Genomic DNA, 23,882 nt, shown 5'->3' on the forward strand with positions numbered 1-23,882 from the left:
TTTCTGACACTGCCTACATCACAGGGCAGGAATCGCTGGTGTTGTAATCATGCACAGCAACTTTGCCGGCGATGATATCCGCCCTGGCCTGATCGACCGCCTGTTTCATCTCCTCGGTAATCAAGGACTCGTTGTTTTCATCAAGTGCCCAGCCGACACCGTCTTCTTCCAGACCCACCGCAACGAAGCCGGTCGCAAAGTCATTGTTCTTGCCATCCATGAAGGCATCATAGACAGCCACATCAACGCGCTTCAGCATGGATGTCAGAATGCTGCCGGGATGCATATAATTCTGATTGCTGTCCACACCGATTGAGAACTTGCCTTCATCAGCGGCTTTCTGCAACACACCGACGCCGGTACCGCCTGCTGCCGCATAGACAACATCCGCACCGGCATCGATCTGCGCTTTGGTAATCTCTGCGCCCTTCACAGGATCATTCCAGGCAGCCGGGGTTTCACCAGTCATGTTCTGGATAATTTTGGCATCGGGATTCGCAGCTTTCACGCCCTGGACATATCCACAGGCAAAGTTGCGGATCAATGGAATATCCATTCCGCCAACAAATCCGACTGTGCCGGTTTGCGATTTCATACCCGCCAGCAGACCGACCAGAAATGATCCTTCATGTGCCTTGAAGACAACAGAGCGCACATTCGGCTGATCAACCACTTCGTCGATAATGGCGAATTTCAGATCAGGAAATTCGGCTGAAACCTTGTTCATTGCTTCAGCCTGGGTAAAGCCCATCACCACAATGGGATTGTAACCCCGGCGCGCAAAATTGCGCAGCGCCTGTTCACGCTGGGAGGCATTGGTGATTTCAAACTCACCATATTCGATGCCCGTGTCTGCCTTGAATTTTTCCGCGCCATTATAGGCCGCTTCATTGAACGATTTGTCGAACTTGCCGCCCATATCGAAGATCAAGGCAGGTTTGAATTCCTGTGCAAAGGCTGTCGTCGCCATCATCGCTGCGGCAGCCAAAGTCGCAAAGAGTTTGAGTTTCATAACAATGCTCTCTTGTTTCGGCTTTCGGTCCACTGGACACAGCATCTGATGCGTCTCAAAGGTCCGTCAGCGCTTGGTTTCTCCAATAAAAGTGTAGTCAGCTTTGCACGGCTTTCGAAAATTTGCATCGCTTTTTTTATAAAGACGTGGTCATTTGGAAAATCGGAGACAGGCACCTTGGACGCCGGTGCAGGCCTGTGCACGCTTGGTCACCGTCATCGGGCGAAAATTGCGCCACAGGCGAACCAGAAGTGGAATTGGACATGATTGTGCGGCCGGCAAGGGCAAGACTGGCTTTGATTGCTCATGATGAGAAAAAAGACGCTCTGGTGGAATTTGCCAAGCGGCATCTGACAGCTTTGCAGCAGTTTGATATCGTCGCGACCGGCACGACCGGCACCAGATTGCTCAAAGCCTGCCCGGCATTGTCCGTCACGCCAATGCGCAGCGGCCCGCTGGGCGGCGATCAGCAGATCGGTGCCATGATTGCCGAGGGCAAGATACAGGGCCTGATTTTCTTCATCGATCCCCTGACGCCAATGCCTCATGATGTGGATGTCAAGGCGTTGATGCGCCTCGCCGTCGTCTATGATGTGGCAACGGCGTTGAATGAAGCGACTGCCGAGTTGCTGATTGCGGATCCCTCACGTCTGACCAACCCGTGCAAGCCGGCTCAGGAAAGTGTCTCATGACAGAATTCAAATTGCCGTCTTGACGGGCATCCATCAAAACCATTCGCCCATTATCTGCCTCTCGCAGTTGACGGTCCAGGCGCTTTTTGGTTTGTGTTCTGCACAGTTGAAACGAATAAGTTAGCGCCATGACCACGTCAGTCCAAAGTCACGAAAATCTTCCCTATCCGGTCCTTGTCGCAGATATTGGCGGGACCAATGCACGCTTTGGTATACTCACCGATGCCCATGCGGAACTGAAAGAATTCCAGACCGCCAAGACTGCCGATTATGCCGGCCTTGAAGAGGCGGCGGAAGCTATGGTTCTGTCCCGCACCGCCACCACGCCCCGCTCTGCGGTTCTGGCAGTGGCAGGTCCGATCAGCGGCGATGAAGTTCCCCTGACCAATTGTCATTGGGTGATCCGCCCCCACGCGCTGATGCAAGCGCTGCAGCTCGACGAAGTTGTTCTGGTCAATGATTTTGAAGCCCAGTCTCTGGCACTGCCTTCGCTGCGAGACGACGATCTTGAACTGATCGGCGATGTCGAGATGGCTTCCACCGGAACCAAGGTCGTGGTCGGACCGGGAACCGGGCTCGGTGCGGCGGGCATGATTCATACCGGAGCGCTTTGGGTGCCGGTGCCCGGCGAGGGTGGTCATATTGATCTGGGCCCCGTCACCGAAGATGAATTTGCGCTGTGGCCGCATTTTGAAAAAGAGCATGGCCGTATTTCCGCCGAGGCGCTGTTATGCGGTCGCGGTCTGGTGCGGCTCTATAAAGGCGTCGCCAGCTGGCGCAACCGGCCGGTCACATTCGATGGCCCCAGCGAGATCACCTCAGCGGCTCTTGCCGGGTCCGACGAGACAGCAAAGGAATCGCTGGATATTTTCTGCAGATTGCTTGGTCGTGTCGCCGGAAATCTCGCCATTGCCTTCATGGCAACCGGCGGTGTCTATCTGGCCGGCGGCATTTCCAAAAAGATCGCCGGTTTTCTCGCTGAATCCGATTTCCGCGCTGCCTTTATTGCCAAAGCGCCGCATGAGGAGTTGATGAACACCATGGCAACCGCCGTCATCACCCATGAAAAGCCGGCGCTTTTGGGATTGGCCGCTTTTGCCCGCACACCGCAATTATTCGGCGTTGATCTGAATGGTAGGCGCTGGCACAACGGCGAATAGATTGTTTCATGAAATGCGCTCGGCCGAAGCAAGGCATGCACGTTACGCCTTGCCGGCAGGGTTTTCCGGCCAGTCATGTTTGGGATAGCGGCCGCGCATTTCGGCGCGCACATCGCGCCATGACCCTTTCCAGAAGGCAGGCAGGTTTTGGGTGATCTGAATGCTGCGCCGTGCCGGAGACAGCAGATCCAGAATCAGCGGAACATGACCGGCAATGGCCGGATGTTCATCAAGACCGAAAAAATCCTGCACCCGGGCCCGCAGCACCGGTCCGTTTTCATCGCTGTAGTCAATTGCCACACTGCGATTGCCGGGCAGCTGAAACCGCTCTGGTGCCAAGGTGTCGATCTGGTGGATTTGCGGCGTGCGAAATTTCAGCGCGCCGATGATCGCATCTTGCGTCAGATCGGACAGCGCCACAGCACCGGGCACAAATGGCCGCAGCCAGGTTTCAAGTGTAGTTCCCAGAGTGCTGCGGCTGGTATCCGGCCATGGAGCGCCAATGGCGCGGTGAAGGAATTGCAGACGCTGCATCAGCGCATTTGCCTTCGGTGAAAAAACAATTGCATCGATGCCGCGCTCCGCTATTGCCTGCCACAGCACAGCTTCCGCCTTTGACCTGTCGAACTGCTTCAGGGGTCTGCGCTCCAGAACCAGCGCGCCGAGCCGGGTCACACGCTCTGCCTTCACCCGCGCATCGGCAGCGTTATAGCTCAGTAATTCTTCAGCGACCGAATGCCGGTCGGCATGCGCGGCAAAACTTGTTGCGTCCAGCGCAGCGGCTGACAGCAGCCGCAGATTGCCCGCTTCACCCATCATGTCGGCGACCACCAGATAAGGCTCGCCGGCAATCGGATGATCGGTGGAGACGGCCACTCTTTGCCCGGCGGCAAGCTGAAACTGTCCGCCGCCGCGGGTGATCGCCACCCATTGTGGAAATGCGATCAGCAGCAAAGCGCCAATTTCGTCGCGTGGCAGTGTCGGGCCTCTGGCGGAAATCGACAGCAGCCGGCAGAGACGCTCGAAGCTTTGCTTCACCGTGCCTTCTGCGCGCGCGGCTGCGCGGCTGTACAACACACCCAGATCAGGCTCGCGCTGGCGCTGGGTATCGCTCAGCAGCGCCGCCACCAGCAGCGCGCTCCGCAATTCGGTTGCGCCGCGCTCTGACGCCTTCAGCACCATCGCGCCCAGATGCGGATCAAGCGGCAGTGCCTGCAGGCGACGCCCGAGTGGCGTGATGTGATTGGCCTTTGTCAGCGCGCCGAATGATCTCAGCTGGCTTTGCGCTGCGGCAAATTTGCCGCTCGCCGGATAATCCAGAAATGCCAGCTGCTTTGGATCGGACACTCCCCATTCTGCCAGATCCAGGGCAAATCGCGTCAAATTCGCTTCCAGAAGTTCAGGCTGATCCTGCGCCTCCAGCGTGCGCATCCACTGCTCCGGCCAGAGCCGGTAACACACTCCCGGCTCGGTCCGCCCGGCGCGTCCGGCACGCTGGTCCGCTGCCGCCTTGCTGACAAATACGGTTTCCAGGCGCGATACGCCGGTTTGCGGGTTGAAGCGGGGACGGCGGGACAGGCCGCCATCGACAACCACGCGAACCCCCTCAATGGTCATCGAGGTCTGGGCAAGGTTGGTGGACAACACGATTTTGCGCTTGCCCGCCGGTGCTGGCTGCAGCGCGGCAATTTGGGCCTTTTGCGGCAGGCCGGCATAAAGTGGTGCAATCAGGACAGTCGGGTCTTCGCCAAGAGCATCCTGAAGCTGACGGCGCGCCGCTTCAATTTCGCTGCGGCCGGGCAGGAACACCAGCACGCTGCCGCTTTGCTGCTTGAGCGCCAACAGCACCGCATCCACAATTTGCGGCACGATCATCCGGCGCGGGTGTCGCGGCAGATAATGCATCTCGATCGGAAAGCCGCGCCCGCTCGATGCAATCACCGGCGCATCATCCATGATCGCGGACACCGCCTTTGCATCAATCGTCGCCGACAGCACCATCAGCTTCAGATCGTCGCGCAAAGCGGCCTGCACATCGAGCGCCAGAGCCAGGCCAAGATCGGCGTCGAGCGAGCGCTCATGAAATTCGTCAAACAGCACGGCAGCGATGCCTGGCAGTGTTGTATCGTCAAGGATCATCCGGGAGAACACGCCCTCCGTGACAACTTCCAAACGGGTCGCGGCGCTGACTCTGGTTTCCGCCCGCATCCGCAGGCCAACGGTCTGTCCGACCTCTTCACCGAGCAGGCTGGCCATGCGATGTGCAGCGGCGCGGGCCGCAATCCGGCGCGGTTCAAGCAGGATGATTTTGCCGCCCTTCAGCACCGCCTCGTCCAACAGCCATAATGGCACCTGTGTAGTTTTACCGGCGCCCGGTTCAGCCACAAGCACCAGATTGGAATGCGCCCGGAACTGCGTCAGGAGTTCGGCCCTGACCGCCTCGATCGGCAGTGTCATGGTTGTGAATCGCGCGCCGATTCAAGCGGAATGATGACCCGCCCGCCCGCAGCTTTTGCGTCCGCTGCATCATGGGTGACCAGCAGCACCGGCAGATTGCGCGCTTTCGCCAGATCAAACACGATTTTGCGGATACTCAGACGGCGGTCCGCATCAAGCTTGGAAAAAGGTTCATCGAGCAACAGCGCCTTGGGCGACGACAGCAGCACCCTTATCAGCGCGACACGCGCTTCCTGGCCGCCGGACAGGGTTGCCGGATCGCGGTCAAACAGGCCCGCCAGTCCGACTTCTTGCAGAGCCTCTTCCGCCAGCCTGCGGCGCTCGGCCCGGTCCTTGATCTTTGCCGGTATGGCAAACAGCAGGTTCTGGCCGACACTCATATGGGGAAACAGCAGCGCATCCTGAAACAGAATGCCGACATGACGTTGTTCCGCCGGCTGATGTTCAATCGATTGACCGTTCAGATAGACTTTGCCCATCCCCTTAAAAGCGCCATCCAGAAAGCCGCCAATATAGGCCAGAAAAGTCGATTTTCCCGAACCGGAAGGCCCCATGATGGTCAGCACATCGCCCGGTGCCACATGGGCGCTGACATGAACCATGGGCCGGCCATCCAGCATGATGCAGACATCTTCAAGGGTCAGGCCTTGCGCAGCGATAGTCATGGGCGTTCTTGTCGCATCAGGCATTGGCTCTCATGTCGCGGCGATTGCGGTACAGCAGCGCCGGCAGGGCAAGTGCCGCGGCAAACCCGGCAAAGGGCAGCGCCGCCTGTATCAGCGCATATACGCCGATCACCCGTCTGTCACCCCCGGAAGCCAGCGCCACAGCCTCCGTTGTGATCGTCGGAACCCGTCCCCCGCCAATCAGCAGGGTGGCCAGATACTGGCCGATCGATACGGCAAATCCGACTGCCGCGGCCGTCAGGACTGCTCTCAGCAGCATCGGCAGGCGCACCGACCAGAACACTCGGTTGGCGCCATGGCCCATGCCATGGGCAATCGCTGCATAGCGCCGGTCCCAGGCCCGCCACGGATCAGCCAGCGAGAGATAGACATAGGGCAGCACGAAAATCACATGGGTCAGCACCACCTGCAGAATATGGGCTTTGCCGCCCAGTTGCAGCGTCAGAATGTTCAGCCCGAACAAAAAACTGACCTGCGGCACGATCAGTGGAATGTAGAGCAGCACCAGAGCGCGGTTGGTGGCGGTCTTGCCGGAGCGCACTTCCTGCTCCAGACAGGCCAGTGTCAGGACCACGGCCAGAGCGGTTGCGGCAACACCGATCAGCAGCGTGTTTTGCAGCGGCGTTTCCAGCCCCATCCCCTGCCGCGTCCAGTTGGCCAGAGTGAAACTGACCGGCAGGGCGTCAGGAAACCGCCAGTAACCGGCCACTGACCAGATGCCAAGAACGATGATCCCTGCCAGCACCATGGCCGAAGATGCGACAGTCAGAACCGCGATCAGCCGGCGCAGCGCGGAATCGGCACAGTGACGGCGGCCACGGCCGATGGCGTGCATGCCGAACTGTCGCACAATGCGCTCTCCGGCAAACCAGACCAGCAGGGCAAAAGCGGTGACGCCCAGTTGCAGCATGGCACCGGCGGACGCCCTGAAGCGCTCTGTTATGTCCGGATCATTCATCCATTGCAGCAACCGCACCGACAGCGGCGGCGGAGTCGAGGGGCCCAGAATAATCGCCACATCAACAACCGAGGTGGCATAGGCCAGCACCGCAAGAACCGGCAGCCGGATCTGCCGGTAGACCAGCGGAAATGTGGTTTTGAAGAAGCCGTTGACAGGGCCATAGCCAAGGGTCGCGGCCAGTGCGGCCTTGCGCCGCAAATCGCTTTGCGGCAGCGCCGCCAGCGAGACCAGCAAAATAAACGGCATTTCCTTGGTAATCAGTCCCGCCATCATCGACAGCGCCAGCGGGTCATTGACGATCAGCCAGTCCGGCGGCCGCTCCAGACCGCTGGCCCAAGGCGAGACCAGCCGCATCAGCCAGCCGGAAGGCGCAATCAGGAATGCAAGTCCGAAGGCCGCGGCGGCATGCGGCACCGACAGCAGCGGCGACAGCAGGCTTTGCAGTATCCTGAAGAACCGTGTGCCCTGCCAGCCGGCAATCAGCAGCATCACCATCGCCAGTGATACGCCGGTGGTGACGAGCCCGACAGCCAGGCTCAGCGCGGCGGAGCGCAGCACGCCTGGCGTGTTCAGAACATCGCTGAAAAACTCCAGCGTCAGCCTGGTGCCGCCAAGGCTTGGCAGCACACCCAGAGCCGGCAGCAGAACGCCGAACAATCCGGCCAGAACCGGACCGACCAGAAAAAACAGGGTGAGGGCGGGAACATGCTTCAGCATGGTTTCCCGCCCTTGCCTATATGATACATCATCAACGGTGCCGGCGGCTCAAACGCCGTAGCGTGCAAGCCAGGCCTTTTCCAGCGCCACCATCCACGACGAATGCGGTTCGGGAAGCACGATGCCCAATTCGCTCGGTCCCAATGTGGCAATGCCCAGATCGAGCGCTTCAAACGCGCTTTGCGCGTCATCTGGCAGCCGGGTGACGTCAAGCACTGTCGGATCGCCCCACACAGTCGGGTCCTGCTTGCGCAACTGCGCTTCCGGCGACATCAGGAAATCCGCCAGAACCATTGCTCCCGCCTTGGCATTGGCATTGAAGGGAATGGCCACGAAATGGGTGTTGCCGATGGTGCCTTTATCGAGAACGAAGGAGCGCACCGTATCGGGCAGTTCATTATTGGCAATGGCGTTCGACGCCGCAGACGGATTGAAGGCAAAGCCGATATCCAGCTCGCCATCGGCCAGCAACTGGCGCAGACTTGCTGTATTTTGCGGAAATGCGCGGCCGGAGCGCCACATGGCAGGGTGAAGTTGGTCGAGATAGGCAAACAGCGGCGCGGTGACGGCGTCAAAATCCGCCTCATCCGCCGGTTGCTGCAACACGGTCGGATCGCCGACCAGTTCATACAGCGCCTGCTTCAGAAAGGTCGATCCAACATAATCGGGCGGTTGCGGATAGGAAAAACGGCCCGGATTGTTCTGCGCCCATTGCAGCAGACCGGCCATGCTTTTCGGCATCTCATTGCTGATCGCAGTGTCGTTGTAAAACACCAGTTGCGCCATGCCCCAGGGCGCTTCCAGCCCGTCTGTCGGCACGGTGAAATCATTGATTACCGTCGGTTTGCCGCTGATATCGACATACTGGAAATTCGGCAGAAGGTTGGCCCAACCCTGCGCCAGCAGCAGGCCTTCGCGCTTCATGGCGGCAAAATTTTCGCCATTGATCCAGATCAGATCAACCGAGCCGCCCTCCACGGTTCCGGCGGTTTTTTCCGCCAGCACCTGGGAGACCACGGCTCCGGTATCATTGACCTTGACATGCACCAGTTTGACGCCGAAGCGCTCTTCAACCTCGCGGCCCGCCCAGGCGATATAATCATTGATGCGCGGCTCGCCGCCCCAGGCATGCCAGTACACCGTCTGTCCTTTGGCCGTGGCCAGAACCTGCGGCCAGTCCGCCGCATCGGGCGCGCTGTCAGCCTGTGCGGTTCCGGTTTGTGCGATTCCGGTCTGTGCGATTCCGGCCAGTAGCAAGCCGGCCATCACGGCCCGTATCAGAAATTTCAGCATTGTGCTCTCCCTTGAAAGCCGGGCGCCCATCTCCGGCTGTGTGTGCCATAGCAAATGGCGCGCTGCCATGGCTCCGGTCAACTAACATTTTTTTGATCAACGCGCGATCACCCCTCAGGCCACACTCGGCAACCCGATTGCAGCCCGGCCTTTGCCGCAGCGGGCAAATCGGGTTTTTCCGCGACCGCCGGCAGGGTGCCGTAGAAAGGGCGCTTTCAATGTGCATAGGATTGCGATCCGGCAAGGTCGGCCGGCCGTCTGGCGGCGCCAGCGCTTTGAAGTCAAGATCAACAACCGGATTCGGTGCCGGATTCGGTGCCGGATTTGGTGAGTGAGAATTGCCATGATCCATCCCTACCATTCCAGGACAAACGGAATTGCGGTCTCTGTCGCGCCGCGATTTCTGGAAGATCAGTCCGATCCGCTGGAAAGCCGCTATGTCTGGTCCTATGCCATCGAGATCGTCAATTACGGCGATGAAGTGGTTCTACTGGAAGCCCGCCACTGGGTCATCACCGATGGCAATGGCTGGCAGCATCAGGTCGACGGCGAGGGCGTGGTCGGCGAGCAGCCGGTGCTCAACCCCGGCGACAGCTATTCCTATATGAGCGGCTGCCCGCTGATGACGCCTAACGGACTGATGGTCGGCAGCTACACCATGCGCACCCCGGACGGCGAGCGGTTTCAGGCGGATATCCCGGCATTCTCGCTCGACAGTCCCTATACCAGACGGATGCTGAATTAGAGCGCTGTAACACTGTCACGGTCGCACAAGCGGCAGTGGTGGTGCAGCGGAGGGCGCGCCAGCAGCACCGCTCTGATTGCCCTGAAGCTGCGCCAGCAGATCGCGGGTTGGCCAGGCATCGGCGGGAAGGCCGAGTTCCATCTGCACGGCGCGCACCGCGGCCCTTGTGCCCGAGCCGATAATGCCGTCGATTTCCCCCACATCATAGCCGCGCGCCTGCAACAGGGTCTGCAGTGCTTTGGTCTGATCGACCGACAGAATATCGCCGGGATTGCCGCGCTCCAGCTTCGGCGCGCCATTGATGCGCGTTGCCAGATAGGCCGCGCTGACGGTGTAGACCAGCGACTGGTTCCACTCCAGAAACACACCGAAATTCGGATAGGCCAGAAACGCCGGCCCGTTGCGGCCCATCGGCAGGATCAGCGAGGCCGGCAGTGCAGTGCCTTCCAGCGCCGGGCCGTTGCGCGCGGCAACTCCCATCGCCGCCCACTCGCTGGCCGGCATTGTGGTGTAGATCCCGGCCTGTTCCCAGCGCAAACTGCCCGGCACACTGACTTCCTGCAGCCATGGCTCGCCGCGCCGCCAGCCCAGAACGTTCAAAAGTTTGCCTCCGGTGGCCAGCACATCGCCGGTATTTTTCAGCAGATCAACGCGCCCGTCGCTGTCGTAATCGACGCCGTTTTCCAGATAATCTGACGGCAGTATCTGTAATTGTCCCAGCTCTCCCGCCCACGCGCCTTGCATCTGAGCCGCTGTCAGATCGCCCCGGTCGAGCAGTTTCAATGCGGCAATCAGTTGCGGGCGGAACAGCTCCGGCCGGCGGCAATCATAAGCAAGGGTGGCCAGCGCATTCAGCGTGTTGAAATTGCCCAGCACCGCGCCGAAATCCGTCTCCAGCGCCCAGAATGCCGAAATCACCGCGCCCGGAACGCCATATTCCGCCTCGATCCGCCGGAAAATGTCGCCATGGCGCTGCAACCGCTCGCGCCCGCCACTGACGCGGTAGGGCGCCACCATCCGGTCTGAAAACTCCAGAAAACTCTGCGCAAACACACCCTGTTTGCGGTCGGCTGCAATGACGCTGTCAGAATAGCTCAGCCCCGGCACGATGCGCTGTACCACATTTGCGCCAACGCCGGCCGCGATTGCCTCTTCGGCGATGCTTGTCTTGAAGGCTTCAAACCCGGCACCGGCCGGACAGCTCTGGCCATAGGCCACGCCCGCACCTGCAAGCGAAACAACAGCAGCAAAAACCAGTTTCATGCACCGAAAACCATTCATGATATTGTCCATCTGTCTTGAAAACATATCTGCGACAAGCGCTGCATCCCGCGATCAGCGGCAGGGAATCACACCGCCGCAGAATCACAGTTTTACAAATTTAAAGCAAGAGTTTGACCGGGCCGTAAAAGCGCCGGAATTGGGCCCGCCCCGTACGCCCGACATGAAACAGACCCGCTGCCCCACCAGGGCGATGAAATTCGCCCCTCCGCCTCAATCGTCATTTGACGGACCCGCCCCCAATGCGCTATTTCCCGCGCCAGTGCCGCTTTAGCTCAGTTGGTAGAGCACATCATTCGTAATGATGGGGTCGTAGGTTCGAATCCTATAAGCGGCACCATTTTTCCCAATGAAAACAGTATGTTGTGCGTGGGCTGTTTGCCGATGGCGAATACGTAGACGAGAAGTTGGAACTGACTCTCGCACAGCGCCTTTAGGCGTTGTTGTTGAAATCGTCAAGCGTTCTGATCAGGCCAAAGATCTTGTCGTCTTGTCCAAACGCTAGCCGAAACACTGGATTGTGGAGCGGGTTTTTGCTTGGCTTTGCCGCTACCGCCGGGTTGTAAAAACCGGGAAGCTTCAATCGCAAAGCCTTGTATATGCGTAGTGCGAAATGCGAGGCTGGCTTTTAAAGTCCATTTTCGCAAAAATACAATCACGAGTGTTGCTTTCAAGGCACACCTAAAACGTTAGAACGTCGCTATAGTTTCCTCACACAAGAATCAATTTTGGGGACTTCTTTCGTATGAAACGGTTATTTTTCGCTGCAGCACTGCTTCTCACGGCAAACGGCAATGGCTTTGCCGCCGATTTCAACACGGCGTTTGCAGAAGAGCCACCCGTCAGTGCGCCCGAAGGTTTGCTGGCAGGAGGGATCCTGAGCATCTACGGTGGCTATCTTGCCTATGAGAAGGAAGAGATAGACATCGACGATCAGGATCAGGGGATTGTGGGAGCCCGGGGTGCCTATTCGCTGCCACTGTCTTCGATGTTCAGCGCACAATTCGATCTTCTCGGTGAGCGCAACATCACCGGATCCAACGGTAATAATGATCTGACCCGCGGCGATTACATGGGCGCGATCCATCTCGACGCACGCGACCCCTCGTCATATCTGCTTGGTGCATTCGCTGGCGGCGGCCAGTCGTTTGACGATGGTGACAATGACGGTGATTCCATTCCGTTTTGGTTTGCCGGGCTCGAAGGCCAGGCTTACCTCAACAATCTGACCCTTGGTGGCCAGATCGGCTATGTGGATTCGGACGATAATTACGACGAGACAATCAGCAATGCCTGGTTTGCGCGCGCTGCCACCAGCTATTATTTCGGGGAGGATACCAAGCTTTCCGGCGATCTGGCTTTCTTCACCGGTGATCGCGCGAATGGCAATTCGAGCGGTTCGATGGACGTCATCAGTTGGGGTGCCCGCCTGGATCATTTCTTTCCAGACTTTCCAGTCGGCTTGATGCTTGCCTATAACGGCTTCGACTATGAGGGCGATGCAGCATCCAACGAAAGCGATGCGCCTGTTGTTCACGAATTCAGGATCGGAGCTTCGCTCCTGTTCGGTGCAGGCAGCATAATGGAGAATGATCGTCGCGCTGCTGGTGCCGACCTTCCCCCAATCAACCGCTGGATTTCTACATCGGCCAACGAAATCGAATAGCTGGCGCCTGTGGATCGGGATTTTGCGGTTGGCATTCGAGAGAATGCCGGCCGCGATCCCGCGTTTGACCAAAATGCCGCGCAACCAGTCCACGTCGTATCTGGTGTCGCCGGGCATGGATCTGGCCTGCGCGCATGCGTCGATCATTAACCCGATTTGAAAGCTGAAGGCTGCGAAATCATACGATATGAAAAGCTCTCGGCTGCGGGCGCGAATGTCGTGCGGAACTCAAGCAGTTATCGCATTTTAGACAGCTGGTGACGAACTGAGAATCACTCGGATTGATCACCTTGGGCGTGACCCAATAGATGCGCTGAACATCATACAGGAATGTCAGCTACGCGGCGTTCTATACAATTTATGACTCTCGGTTATCAATGCGAGAGGATACGTGGTTTTGCAGTGCACAGGGCCATCCTCCGGGAACTATCATCGTCAAGAGGCGTTAACCCTTATTGGCTTGGCTACACGGCCCGAACTGCTTCCGGCCGTTCCTCGTGCTGGGCCCCGTGAAACTCCGGCCCCTTTAGGACAATCGCGCCATGACAAGGCTCAAAATTGACGTGAATCTGCATTACGGTCTGTCACAGACGACTGATATTCTGTCGCAGATACGGGTTGCGGATATGGCCGATCAGGTCGTCTCATCGGAGAGCGTTGCCTTGCCCGATACGATCCATACCGCCGATGTAGCAGCGGAGAACGGCATCGGAGTGCGAACCTGGATTCGCGTGGCCGAGGATTTCCGCTGCGACTATTCCTGCATCGTTGCCATTGACCGTCCGGCGCTTGATATCGCCCGGCTCGACGCTGTGCCGCCGCATCTGCTGCCCGGCGATACGGTTCGGTATCTGATGCCCTCGCGTTATTGCCCCTCCGACGAATTCCAGAGCTTTGTGGCGGCAGATTTTGGCCATCTGTCAGGCGGCCGTCGTGTCGACACCATGCGCCAGTGGCTGTTTGACAAATTTCGCTATGCAAGCGGCTCCAGCAACGCTCAGACAACAGCGCTCGACACCTTTGTCCAGCGCCAGGGCGTGTGCCGGGATTTTGCCCATGTTCTGATCGCGCTGTGCCGCGCCTCAGCTATTCCGGCCCGATTTGTCAGCGCCTATGCGCCGGATGTCATGCCCCAGGATTTCCATGCCGTTGTCGAAGTGTATCTCGACGGCACCTGGCATCTGATCGACCCGACCAACATGTCCAACGCCACCAACATCGCCCGCATCGGCGTCGGCTCCGACGCCGCAGAAGTCGCCTTCCTCTCAGCCTTCGCCCCGATTACATTGCAGACCCAGCAGGTGTCCGTGACGAGACTTTGAGGGCATGCCAGCGCCGGCAGAACGAATTTGGAGTGTCCGGGTGGGCTCTGAATCGATAGGCTAAGGCGCAGAGCGGGCGAATTATACAGTAGGAAACGCGCAGGTTGAGTTTGTCGAACAAATTGATCGAATTTGTGGTAGTTGGGTCCAGTCATTTGGGTTGTAGTAATTTTTGTTTGGCCGGATTGCTCTGGTATGATCGATTTCGAAGTCACCGGATACTTATTCGCGGCGCATGACAGCAAGAAAACCGAGACCGGTCATGGCTTAGAACAGGTATCCCGTAGTTGATTTGTTTGCGGGACCAGGCGGGCTGGGCGAAGGGTTTGCGTCCCTGGAGGACGAATCGGGACGCCCTCGGTTTGAGAGCGCCGCCTCAATTGAACGCGATCAATTTTCTTTCAGAACGCTCCATTTGCGACATTTTCTTCGTACATTTCAGCATGGCTTTCCCGAGGAATATTACCGGAGCCTCAAGGGTGAATTGGCTCTGGAAGAACTTTATGGTCTCTTTCCAGAGAACCGGACACATACCGATGAAACAGCACTTCAGATTTTACTCGGACCCGAAAATCATGAAAATGTGCGATCTCTCATTGGAACGAGACTCGAGAGCAAATCCGAATGGGCGTTGGTCAGATCGCATGGATAGCGGGCGAATTTGCGACTCTGTCAGGCGCGGGAAATATCAGTCCAGAGCATCGTGGTCTCCATCGAATCTTCAACAAATCCGACGGAATCGTATTCCCCTGGTATCACTCAACAACTTTTAAATCGAGTTCTAAGATTGACTTCTTCACTTTTGATTGCAATCAATTATCTACACACCAAACATTTTCGATATTATTGCAATGGGGCTGCGATAAATGAGTAAATTGTTACCTTCAGATTACGAAATAACTATTCTTCACATTTCAGACGCTCACTTTGGGTCACCCGATGAAAAAGGTGAACAAGATCGCCTCACAAATTCATTGATTACGAGCGCGCATGATCATGGATGGGAGCCAGAACTACTGGTTTTCAGCGGAGACCTTTCCTTCTCAGGGACTGGAGAAGAATTCGAAAAAGGACAGGATTGGCTACTACGGTTACTCTCGAAATGGCCTAACTGTAAGCTATTTATCGTACCTGGAAATCATGATGTCACGCGAAATGCAGCACTGTTACATCTCCGCCGAGCCTTTGAGGACGCGGAAAAATTTAACAGTATTCGCAACGAGATTCAGACTAGGCACCCGCACCTCGAGAATTTCTTCAACTGGCACAAAGAACTCAGAGACGAAATTGGAGATCGGGTAGTATCGAATTGGAATGAAAATCCATTCTGCACTCATAACGTACTCGATTTCCACGCGGCAAAAATTCGGCTTGTCGGACTGAATACTTCTCTTATGTCTTGCGATAGCGAAGATGAATTTAGCCTAGTCCAAGACATAAAATCTCTAAATGCTGCACTCGACAAACCTGAAGAAATACGGGACGAGTGCGTAATCGCGGTTGGGCACCATCCTCTGTCTTGGCTAATAGACTGGAATTCAAGCGAAGTCGACCGATTGTTGAACCAATCCATTGGGGCTCACGTCTATCTTCACGGCCACAACCACAACCAAACGCTGCAATCAATCTCAAAGGGGAGCGGTGAAAGCTTGTCCACTCTGGAGTGTGGCGCAGCATATCAAGGTTCACAATGGCCTCAATTTTATGCATTCTATAAACTGGATTTCCTTAATCGCGAAATTAAAAGCGCGGTAATGTCTTATTCCCTTAGCACCGGACGCTGGCTGACAGATACAGCAAGGTCGCAGGAAATAGTATCGCAGTTGCCGCAACTACAAAGAAAAACTCGGAAAGTGAATTCCGTCGACGACGCGGAATCGGAACCAATTTCATACCCTCTAACCGAGCCAATTTCGCTCAATGGATCGAAGCCGTCGACTGTGGTTCCAGACGAACTGCGTCGACGAGTCGAGAAAGACATTGAGCGTTTAACACCCAATATTGATCAAGATGCAGAACGTGTCCGTACAGAAATTGCATCGTATATGCAGGCGCAGCTTGCAAATAAGGTTGACCTGTATCGGCATGCAGACAGAATAAAGGCAAGAATAAGCCTGACCGACAAAATATGCCGGCAGATTATTTCGGGGAAGAAAGATTATACGGTATTGAATGTAGATGATGTCTGTGGTTTTAGATTTGTTACTTTATTTCAGAGTGACTTGCCATTGTTGGCTAACGAACTCTTCAAGTCGGCTTACAACACAGGATCGGGCACCCTGTTTCGGCCAGCGACTGAAGCAAGAATAACAATTCATACATCGAGACCTGACGTTGATCCTCTCTCAGTAGTTCCGCACATAAAAGACAGTTTGAGAGAGTGGATTGGCCCAAGCCAGATCGAGATTAGGCAACGATCTACTTCATATTCGGCAGTTCATATTGTTTTGAGGCATATGATAAAACGCAGCGAATCTGATTTGGAAGGGATGCCGGTAGAGTTTCAACTTCGAAGCGGTCTTGAGGAGTTTTGGGCGCATGTCGACAGTCAGTTACGGTACGCGCTAAGCAAGGAGAAGGGTCGTGTTGCAGGAGAAGGCGGTTGGCATCAACACCTAAATGTTCTCAAAACGCAGTTCGACGGAATAATACAATACGTTGACTTGATTAAAGATATAGCATCAGGAAACGATTCCAACAATCAACACTCCAATAAAAAACAATTCCAATCCGGGTGGACAGCTTATGATGAGAGCGCCCTAAGTCTTTCGAATGTTGACGAGCAAATCGCTAAGCTGAGTGAACTACCCGCTGATGTGTTTAACAGCGTCCGAAAGGCGTATGACTTATGGGAACAAGCTGACATTAGTCGTCAATTTGGGGGTGATGCAGCCCGATTTCGTGAAGCCGCAAAAGCCTTTGAATCATTGTCGAACGGGCATTCTGAAGAAGTTTCCGATCTGACGCTTTTAGAGCTTCTTCGCAACATCGCCAAACAAGAGCGTGCATATATGTTGCTCTGCGCTGGCTCAGAAAAGGATTTGAATACGGCACACCAAATTTACACTGATCTCTTGTCCGCCTGCCCGTCAGATAGCATTTTGCTTTTGAGAATGGGCCAGCTCATGATTGAACAGCAGGATCTTCAAAAAGGAATCGAGTACCTAGATCAAACAATTCATAATTTGGATAAACCACCAATTCATGACGCCGATACCAATAATAGAATTCGCGACCTTGCGCTTCTTCGAAAGGGATTGGCGAATTTCCGTATATTTGAGAGTGGAGATTACGCAGAAAATGATCGTATCAAGGGTTTGGAAAATGCGATTTCGGATGCCTCAATAGTATACGAGGTTGGGAGAAATCAGGCTGTTAAGAAGCAAGCATTGAACGATCTAGTTTATTATTCATGGGAAGAACGACATCAATCTGGATCACTCCGCTCCAAACCTAGCTTGAGTGACGAGGAGTACAAGCGTCTGGCGATTGAGTTGGTCAAATGTTACGAAAACACGGATATTCCTAGCTATCGTACTGCTGACACCCTAGCTCGAGTATGCGTTGATGTAGGCATGATGCATGAAGCCATGCGGGCTGCAACGGTCGTTTGCAACTTATTGGAAAAGGCTGCTAGCGAACGAAGCGGTGTACGAAAAGTGTTGGATAAGATTCGTTACTCGGATAGCTGGCTCGTCAGGGTGATGAAATGGCTCAACGATGTTGATGAAATAGACTCTTTACTATTTGCTCATAAAGTGGTGAATAATTATGCATCAGACAACTAATTCGCTTGAATTTTGACTCTTTTCGAGACAGCATATCAACTAAAAGTCGTATCTTTGGAGAGCAGCATGACGAAAATTTTGAAAGTTGAGTTTGTAAGAAAACCGATTGTTCCGAACTCGTTCGTAGGAAAACCGATAATCCCTCAAGCTAGATAGCTTTCCTGCATAAAGCATAAAATTTAAGGCGGAAGCTGGCGAATTGGCAATTTCTCCCAGTGTTTTGAGGAATTTTGTGCGCTGCCGATTGTGACCTGCCCCCATTAGAGTCAGCTGTCATGATTTCGCTCTGTTCAGGTTTTGGTCTTTCTTTGACCGATTAGCATATTCCCGCGGTGTCATGCCAGCTAGCCCAGAATTCGGGCGATGTTGGTTGAAGTCGGTGCGCCATGCCGCCACTAAATTTTGGGCATGGTGCAAGTTGTCAAACAGGTGTTTTTTCAAAAGTTTGTCCCGCATCCGGCCATTGAAAGATTTAACAAAGCCGTTTTGCATCGGTTTTCCGGGGACGATGTAGTGCCATTCGACCTTGCATCTTCTTACCATTGCAGGATCGCGTTAGACGTCAACTCGGTGCCATTGTCGCCGACCTCCAAACTGGGATACCCTCGTATCTCAGCAATCCGGTCTAGTTCCCGCGTCACGCGTATACCTGACAGTGACGTATCAACAACTGCAGCCAGACGTTCTCTGCTGAAGTCGTGGATGACGTTCAGAATTCGGAAGCTTCTGCCGCAAGACAGGCTGTTAGATACGAAGTCCAAGCTCCATCGTTGGTTTTGCCCCTGCGGGATCGTCATAGGCGTTCTGGTGCTCAAGGCACGCTTCCTTCCGCCACGTTTGCGTACGGTGAGCCCTTCCTCTTTGTAAATCCTATTCAGCTTCTACCAATTCGCCTGCCAGCCTTCGCGCTTCAGCAGAAAGTGCAGCCGGCGATATCTGAGCTGCTGCTGGTTTTGTGGACGGCAACTTAAGCTTTCATCGCTCTCTCCTCGTATTTCATAGGGCTTATACCAACATCAGCAAATTCTGACTCAGGTGGGATTCCCAAGGCTCTGATTTTGTGATTCATCATGGCAAAGGAGATTTGCCATGCCTACTGCCATACCGCTTCGCTGTGATTTTGATGCTCCTACTCTGCGCCGGCTTGCGCGTCGATGTCGTGACAACCGTCAGATACGCCGGTTGCTTGCGTTGGCCGCTGTGTACGAAGGTATGAACCGGACAGATGCGGCGCGGATTGGCGGGATGGATCGTCAAACGCTGCGCGATTGGGTGCATCGCTTCAACGAAGATGGCCCTGATGGATTGACCAACCGCTCAGGAGCCGGACGCCCTCGTTTGCTGAGCGATGAGCAAATGCTGGAACTGGCGCAGATTGTCGAAACGGGACCAGAGCGAAAGATAAATGGTGTTGTGCGGTGGCGGCGCATTGATCTGGTTCGGATGATCAGCGAACGGTTCGGGGTAATGTGCTCTCAAAGCGTCGTCTCCGATTATCTGGCTGAGCTCGGCTTTTCCCATATCTCAGGCCGTCCGCAGCATCCTGCTCAAAATCCGCAGGTGATCGAGGCTTTCAAAAAAACTTCGCCAATACGCTCGCAGCCCACATAGCCGACCTGCCGGAGGGCACTCCAGTTGAGGTGTGGTTCCAGGACGAAGCTCGTATTGGACAAAAGAACGGACGCGTCCGTATCTGGGCGAAGAAAGGAACTCGACCACGCCTGCCTGCCGACCAGCGTTACCAGAACACCTACCTGTTCGGTGCCATTTGTCCCAAGCGCGGAACAGGTGCGGCTTTGGTCCTGCCCTCCGCCAATACCGAAGCGATGCAATTGCACCTCGATGAGATCAGCAAATATGTCGCCCGCAAGGCCCATGCAGTGGTGCTGATGGATCGCGCAGGCTGGCACACGACAAGCAAACTCAACGTACCCAAAAACATCACCATCATCTTGCTGCCGTCAAAGTCGCCAGAGCTGAACCCGGTCGAAAACATCTGGCAATACCTTCGGGCAAACTGGCTCTCAAACTGCGTCTTCAAAGACTACACCGCTATCGTCGATGCAGCATGCGATGCATGGAACAATCTCATCCATCATCCAGAAGTCATCACATCAATCGGAATGAGAAACTGGGCTCATGTGGGTCAGTGATTTCTGACTTTGGTATTAGATATCCGATGGTCGAGTGGCGCCGTGTCGGATTGTAGAAACGCTCGATGTAATCAAAGACGTCTGCAAGGGCTTGATCGCGTGCTCTGTAGACTTTGCGCTTCACCCGCTCGATCTTGAGCGATGAGGAGAAGCTTTCCATCGCGGCGTTATCCCAGACGTTCCCGGAACGGCTCATCGAACAGGTGACGCCATTGTCGGCCATCAGTCGCTGGAACGGTTCGCTGCTGTATTGGCTGCCCTGATCGGAGTGATGTAGCAACTCCTTTGGCCGCCCCCTGCGCCAGATTGCCATCATCAGGGCATCTGTGACCATCTGCGCTGTCATGGCATTCTTCATTGACCAACCAACAACGCGGCGTGAGAACAGATCGATGACGACCGCCACATAAAGCCAACCCTCAGCGGTCCAGATGTAAGTGAAGTCGGCAACCCATTTCTGGTTCGGTGCGGCCGCCCCGAACTCCCGTTCAAGCACGTTTGGGGCGACGATGGATCGCTTTCCCTGATCCTTGGGAAGCTGGCGACGCCTCGGCCGCGCCCTGAGGGCGTTCAGTTGCATCAGCCGTTTAATGCCATGGAGGCCGCATTCAAAGCCCTCAGCAAGGACGTCATGCCAAACGCGGCGCGCGCCATAAGTCCGATCAGATCGGACAAAGCTTGCCCGCACCACAGCGCCGAGCATCTCATCCTTACGGGCCCGCGCACTTTGTGGTCGTATCAGCCACGCGTGGAAACCGCTTCGAGACACACCGAGCGCGTCACACATCCAACTGACCGGCCAAACCCCTCGGTGTTTCGCGACGAACCCAAACATCACAGTTGGTCCCTGGCGAAGTAGGCTGCGGCCTTCCTAAGAAACAGACATCTCAGTCTCATTGGTCAACGCTTGCAAATCATAGCCGAGCGACTTTGCTCTTCGCTTAAGATTGCCGAGGACGCGGCTGCGATATCGTTCTTCATAGTGCGACGCGCCTGGGTCCTGATAGGTCATGCCGTGCCGCAAGGTATTGTAGAACAAGACGGCGATCTTTCGAGCGGTGGCTGTGACTGCTTTTGCTTTGCCTGCCCGTGCAGCCAAGCGACGATAGAAGGCACCCAGAGCAGTATCGCTGCGTCCGATCGTGACGGCAGCCAGTCGGAGTAAGGCGGCAGCGCGGCTGGAGGATCGCCTCGTGCGCGATGACAGTATTTTACCGCCCGATATCTTGTTGCCCGGTGCCAGACAGAGCCACGATGTGAAGTGCTTTGCGCTTGGCCAGGCGCGCAGATCAGTCCCACATTCACCAACCAGTTTGAGGGACAGGGACGGCCCCAACCCATGGATTTGGGTCAGATCGATCCCGAGGACGCCAAAGAGTGCAGCACGTACATCGAAGGAGGGCGTGCCCACCTGCTTGGTCTTGGTTCGTACGCGTGGCAATTGACTGGCGTCATGATTCTGATCAGCAGCCAGAACGCCCAGCACGGCTTCAAGGTTGCGATCACACTCGAGCATCTTGGCCTTATAATAGTCGTAGAGGTCCAACGACTGGGTAAGGGCGAAGATGTGCTCTGGTCGGTCATTCCCGTTCAGTGCCGCTTTGATCGTTTCGACAGAGGCATGGCACCGGACGTCCCGATAGGAGGCCAGCACATCCAGGTCCCGCTCGCCCGCAACGATGGCGCGGATGATCCGTATCCCTGTCACGCCGGTGATGTCTGACACGACATGGTGCAGCTGCAGATTCATCTCCATCAACGCCTTTTGCATGTGCTGGATGTGGGCCGCCGCATATTCGACCAAGCGCTCTCGCTGGCGCAGGTAAGCCCGCAGGGTAGCAATCTGGGCGGATGGTCTGAAGCTACCGCGTAAAAGGCCATAGGAGTGAAGCTGTCGCAGCCAACTGGCGTCGCTGACATCCGTCTTTCGGCCCGGCACGTTCTTAGCGTACCGGGCGTTCACCAGAATAACCTCAAAGCCATGCTGCTCGAGAATCTCGTAGGCCGGGATCCAATACACTCCTGTAGATTCCATTGCGATGCTGGTGACACCGTGGGATTTGAACCAAGCCGCCAAATCATGCAGATCGTGCGTGAAGGTTCCAAACGCCCGAACCGGCATATCTGCTACGTCAGGGTTCACGGCTGCCATGTGCATCCTTGAACCGATGTCGATGGCAGCAGCGCCAGTGTTCACAGTCTCAATTGCGGGGTTCTTTCGGGTCGTCTTTCTGGCCATCATCTATCCTCCTGTTGGCAGCAGAAGGGCGTGGGCTATGCAAATCCGTCATCTTCCTAATCGGGATCACCGCAGCGCGGCGTCACCACTCTCAAGTTCGCATCAACCCATGGGCCACGTTTTTTAACGGGGTCCCCGACATAGGCGGGGCCTCCAATAAGCTAACGGCCGCTACCCTCCATCGCACAACGGTAGCACAGGCTGTTTCTACCGCGCACAGGCGGGCCCCAACCCGGGACGGTTTTTCCTAAGAAACAGACATCTCAGTCTCATTGGTCAACGCTTGCAAATCATAGCCGAGCGACTTTGCTCTTCGCTTAAGATTGCCGAGGACGCGGCTGCGATATCGTTCTTCATAGTGCGACGCGCCTGGGTCCTGATAGGTCATGCCGTGCCGCAAGGTATTGTAGAACAAGACGGCGATCTTTCGAGCGGTGGCTGTGACTGCTTTTGCTTTGCCTGCCCGTGCAGCCAAGCGACGATAGAAGGCACCCAGAGCAGTATCGCTGCGTCCGATCGTGACGGCAGCCAGTCGGAGTAAGGCGGCAGCGCGGCTGGAGGATCGCCTCGTGCGCGATGACAGTATTTTACCGCCCGATATCTTGTTGCCCGGTGCCAGACAGAGCCACGATGTGAAGTGCTTTGCGCTTGGCCAGGCGCGCAGATCAGTCCCACATTCACCAACCAGTTTGAGGGACAGGGACGGCCCCAACCCATGGATTTGGGTCAGATCGATCCCGAGGACGCCAAAGAGTGCAGCACGTACATCGAAGGAGGGCGTGCCCACCTGCTTGGTCTTGGTTCGTACGCGTGGCAATTGACTGGCGTCATGATTCTGATCAGCAGCCAGAACGCCCAGCACGGCTTCAAGGTTGCGATCACACTCGAGCATCTTGGCCTTATAATAGTCGTAGAGGTCCAACGACTGGGTAAGGGCGAAGATGTGCTCTGGTCGGTCATTCCCGTTCAGTGCCGCTTTGATCGTTTCGACAGAGGCATGGCACCGGACGTCCCGATAGGAGGCCAGCACATCCAGGTCCCGCTCGCCCGCAACGATGGCGCGGATGATCCGTATCCCTGTCACGCCGGTGATGTCTGACACGACATGGTGCAGCTGCAGATTCATCTCCATCAACGCCTTTTGCATGTGCTGGATGTGGGCCGCCGCATATTCGACCAAGCGCTCTCGCTGGCGCAGGTAAGCCCGCAGGGTAGCAATCTGGGCGGATGGTCTGAAGCTACCGCGTAAAAGGCCATAGGAGTGAAGCTGTCGCAGCCAACTGGCGTCGCTGACATCCGTCTTTCGGCCCGGCACGTTCTTAGCGTACCGGGCGTTCACCAGAATAACCTCAAAGCCATGCTGCTCGAGAATCTCGTAGGCCGGGATCCAATACACTCCTGTAGATTCCATTGCGATGCTGGTGACACCGTGGGATTTGAACCAAGCCGCCAAATCATGCAGATCGTGCGTGAAGGTTCCAAACGCCCGAACCGGCATATCTGCTACGTCAGGGTTCACGGCTGCCATGTGCATCCTTGAACCGATGTCGATGGCAGCAGCGCCAGTGTTCACAGTCTCAATTGCGGGGTTCTTTCGGGTCGTCTTTCTGGCCATCATCTATCCTCCTGTTGGCAGCAGAAGGGCGTGGGCTATGCAAATCCGTCATCTTCCTAATCGGGATCACCGCAGCGCGGCGTCACCACTCTCAA

Annotated in this window: 15 protein-coding genes, 1 tRNA gene and 3 pseudogenes; 9 read left to right on the plus strand and 10 right to left on the minus strand. The window is 55.9% G+C overall.

All coding sequences use genetic code 11. The features are described from left to right. Positions 1–13: 13 nt before the first annotated feature. Complete coding sequence (locus RAL88_RS14035; RefSeq protein ID WP_306264344.1) at positions 14–1,012, minus strand: BMP family protein; 999 nt, start codon at positions 1,010–1,012, stop codon at positions 14–16. Positions 1,013–1,275: 263 nt separating this feature from the next. Between RAL88_RS14035 and RAL88_RS14040 the strand changes: the two genes are divergently transcribed. Both RAL88_RS14040 and glk read left to right on the plus strand, forming a co-directional pair. Continuing rightward, positions 1,276–1,704, plus strand: a complete 429-nt coding sequence (locus tag RAL88_RS14040) for a methylglyoxal synthase (RefSeq protein ID WP_306264346.1) — start codon at positions 1,276–1,278, stop codon at positions 1,702–1,704. A gap of 128 nt (positions 1,705–1,832) precedes the next feature. Then, complete coding sequence (glk, locus tag RAL88_RS14045) at positions 1,833–2,864, plus strand: glucokinase (protein ID WP_306264347.1); 1,032 nt, start codon at positions 1,833–1,835, stop codon at positions 2,862–2,864. 42 nt (positions 2,865–2,906) lie between these two features. On the opposite strand, the gene hrpB is transcribed toward glk, so the two are convergent. From hrpB to RAL88_RS14065, 4 genes are read right to left on the minus strand one after another with little or no spacing between them, the layout of a single operon-like run. Further along, positions 2,907–5,321, minus strand: a complete 2,415-nt coding sequence (hrpB, locus tag RAL88_RS14050) for an ATP-dependent helicase HrpB (RefSeq protein WP_306264349.1) — start codon at positions 5,319–5,321, stop codon at positions 2,907–2,909. Further along, on the minus strand, positions 5,318–6,010 hold the full coding sequence (locus tag RAL88_RS14055; RefSeq protein ID WP_306264352.1) for an ATP-binding cassette domain-containing protein: 693 nt from the start codon (positions 6,008–6,010) through the stop codon (positions 5,318–5,320). Before RAL88_RS14055 ends, hrpB begins: the two co-directional genes overlap by 4 nt. Further along, positions 6,003–7,685 carry an ABC transporter permease gene (locus tag RAL88_RS14060; RefSeq protein ID WP_306264354.1) on the minus strand — a complete coding sequence of 561 codons (1,683 nt, stop codon included), beginning with the start codon at positions 7,683–7,685 and terminating at the stop codon, positions 6,003–6,005. The genes RAL88_RS14055 and RAL88_RS14060 overlap by 8 nt, the downstream gene beginning before the upstream one ends. Positions 7,686–7,733: 48 nt before the next feature. Continuing rightward, positions 7,734–8,978 carry an ABC transporter substrate-binding protein gene (locus RAL88_RS14065; protein WP_306264356.1) on the minus strand — a complete coding sequence of 415 codons (1,245 nt, stop codon included), beginning with the start codon at positions 8,976–8,978 and terminating at the stop codon, positions 7,734–7,736. Positions 8,979–9,321: 343 nt separating this feature from the next. On the opposite strand from RAL88_RS14065, the gene apaG reads away from it, so the two are divergent. Continuing rightward, positions 9,322–9,723, plus strand: a complete 402-nt coding sequence (gene apaG / locus RAL88_RS14070) for a Co2+/Mg2+ efflux protein ApaG (protein ID WP_306264358.1) — start codon at positions 9,322–9,324, stop codon at positions 9,721–9,723. Between the two features lie 15 nt (positions 9,724–9,738). Here apaG and RAL88_RS14075 read toward each other — a convergent pair whose 3' ends face one another. Then, complete coding sequence (locus RAL88_RS14075) at positions 9,739–11,004, minus strand: lytic murein transglycosylase (RefSeq protein ID WP_306264360.1); 1,266 nt, start codon at positions 11,002–11,004, stop codon at positions 9,739–9,741. Between the two features lie 264 nt (positions 11,005–11,268). Between RAL88_RS14075 and RAL88_RS14080 the strand changes: the two genes are divergently transcribed. The 5 genes and pseudogenes from RAL88_RS14080 (at position 11,269) to RAL88_RS14100 (ending at position 17,780) form a co-directional block, all read left to right on the plus strand. Then, positions 11,269–11,344, plus strand: a tRNA-Thr gene (locus RAL88_RS14080). A 99-nt stretch (positions 11,345–11,443) separates the two neighbouring features. Continuing rightward, positions 11,444–11,572: pseudogene (locus RAL88_RS14085) on the plus strand (IS5/IS1182 family transposase); the annotation flags it as partial. 177 nt (positions 11,573–11,749) lie between these two features. After that, positions 11,750–12,670, plus strand: a complete 921-nt coding sequence (locus tag RAL88_RS14090; protein ID WP_306264362.1) for a hypothetical protein — start codon at positions 11,750–11,752, stop codon at positions 12,668–12,670. Positions 12,671–13,212: 542 nt separating this feature from the next. Beyond that, on the plus strand, positions 13,213–13,992 hold the full coding sequence (locus tag RAL88_RS14095) for a transglutaminase family protein (protein WP_306264364.1): 780 nt from the start codon (positions 13,213–13,215) through the stop codon (positions 13,990–13,992). Positions 13,993–14,858: 866 nt separating this feature from the next. After that, positions 14,859–17,780 (plus strand): metallophosphoesterase, encoded by a 2,922-nt coding sequence (locus RAL88_RS14100; RefSeq protein WP_306264365.1) that lies wholly within the window; start codon positions 14,859–14,861, stop codon positions 17,778–17,780. 273 nt (positions 17,781–18,053) lie between these two features. Here the strand turns inward: RAL88_RS14100 and RAL88_RS14105 are convergent. Further along, a pseudogene (locus tag RAL88_RS14105) lies at positions 18,054–18,718 on the minus strand (integrase core domain-containing protein); the annotation flags it as partial. A gap of 151 nt (positions 18,719–18,869) precedes the next feature. Here RAL88_RS14105 and RAL88_RS14110 point away from each other — a divergent pair. Further along, a protein-coding gene (locus tag RAL88_RS14110; protein ID WP_371932098.1) for an IS630 family transposase occupies positions 18,870–19,933 on the plus strand; the annotation gives its coding sequence in 2 pieces (ribosomal slippage) (positions 18,870–19,356 and positions 19,356–19,933; 1,065 coding nt in all). On the opposite strand, the pseudogene RAL88_RS14115 reads toward RAL88_RS14110, so the two are convergent. The 3 genes and pseudogenes from RAL88_RS14115 to RAL88_RS14125 all read right to left on the minus strand — a co-directional run. Then, a pseudogene (locus tag RAL88_RS14115) lies at positions 19,890–20,804 on the minus strand (IS3 family transposase); the annotation flags it as partial. The gene RAL88_RS14110 and the pseudogene RAL88_RS14115 overlap by 44 nt on opposite strands. Beyond that, positions 20,805–22,172: an IS110 family transposase gene (locus tag RAL88_RS14120; protein WP_306264367.1), complete on the minus strand. Its 1,368-nt coding sequence runs from the start codon at positions 22,170–22,172 to the stop codon at positions 20,805–20,807. Positions 22,173–22,419: 247 nt separating this feature from the next. Further along, on the minus strand, positions 22,420–23,787 hold the full coding sequence (locus RAL88_RS14125) for an IS110 family transposase (protein ID WP_306264367.1): 1,368 nt from the start codon (positions 23,785–23,787) through the stop codon (positions 22,420–22,422). Between the last annotated feature and the right edge of the window lie 95 nt (positions 23,788–23,882).

Origin of the sequence: Pararhizobium sp. IMCC3301, assembly GCF_030758315.1 — a bacterium.
In the GTDB taxonomy this organism is placed as follows: domain Bacteria; phylum Pseudomonadota; class Alphaproteobacteria; order Rhizobiales.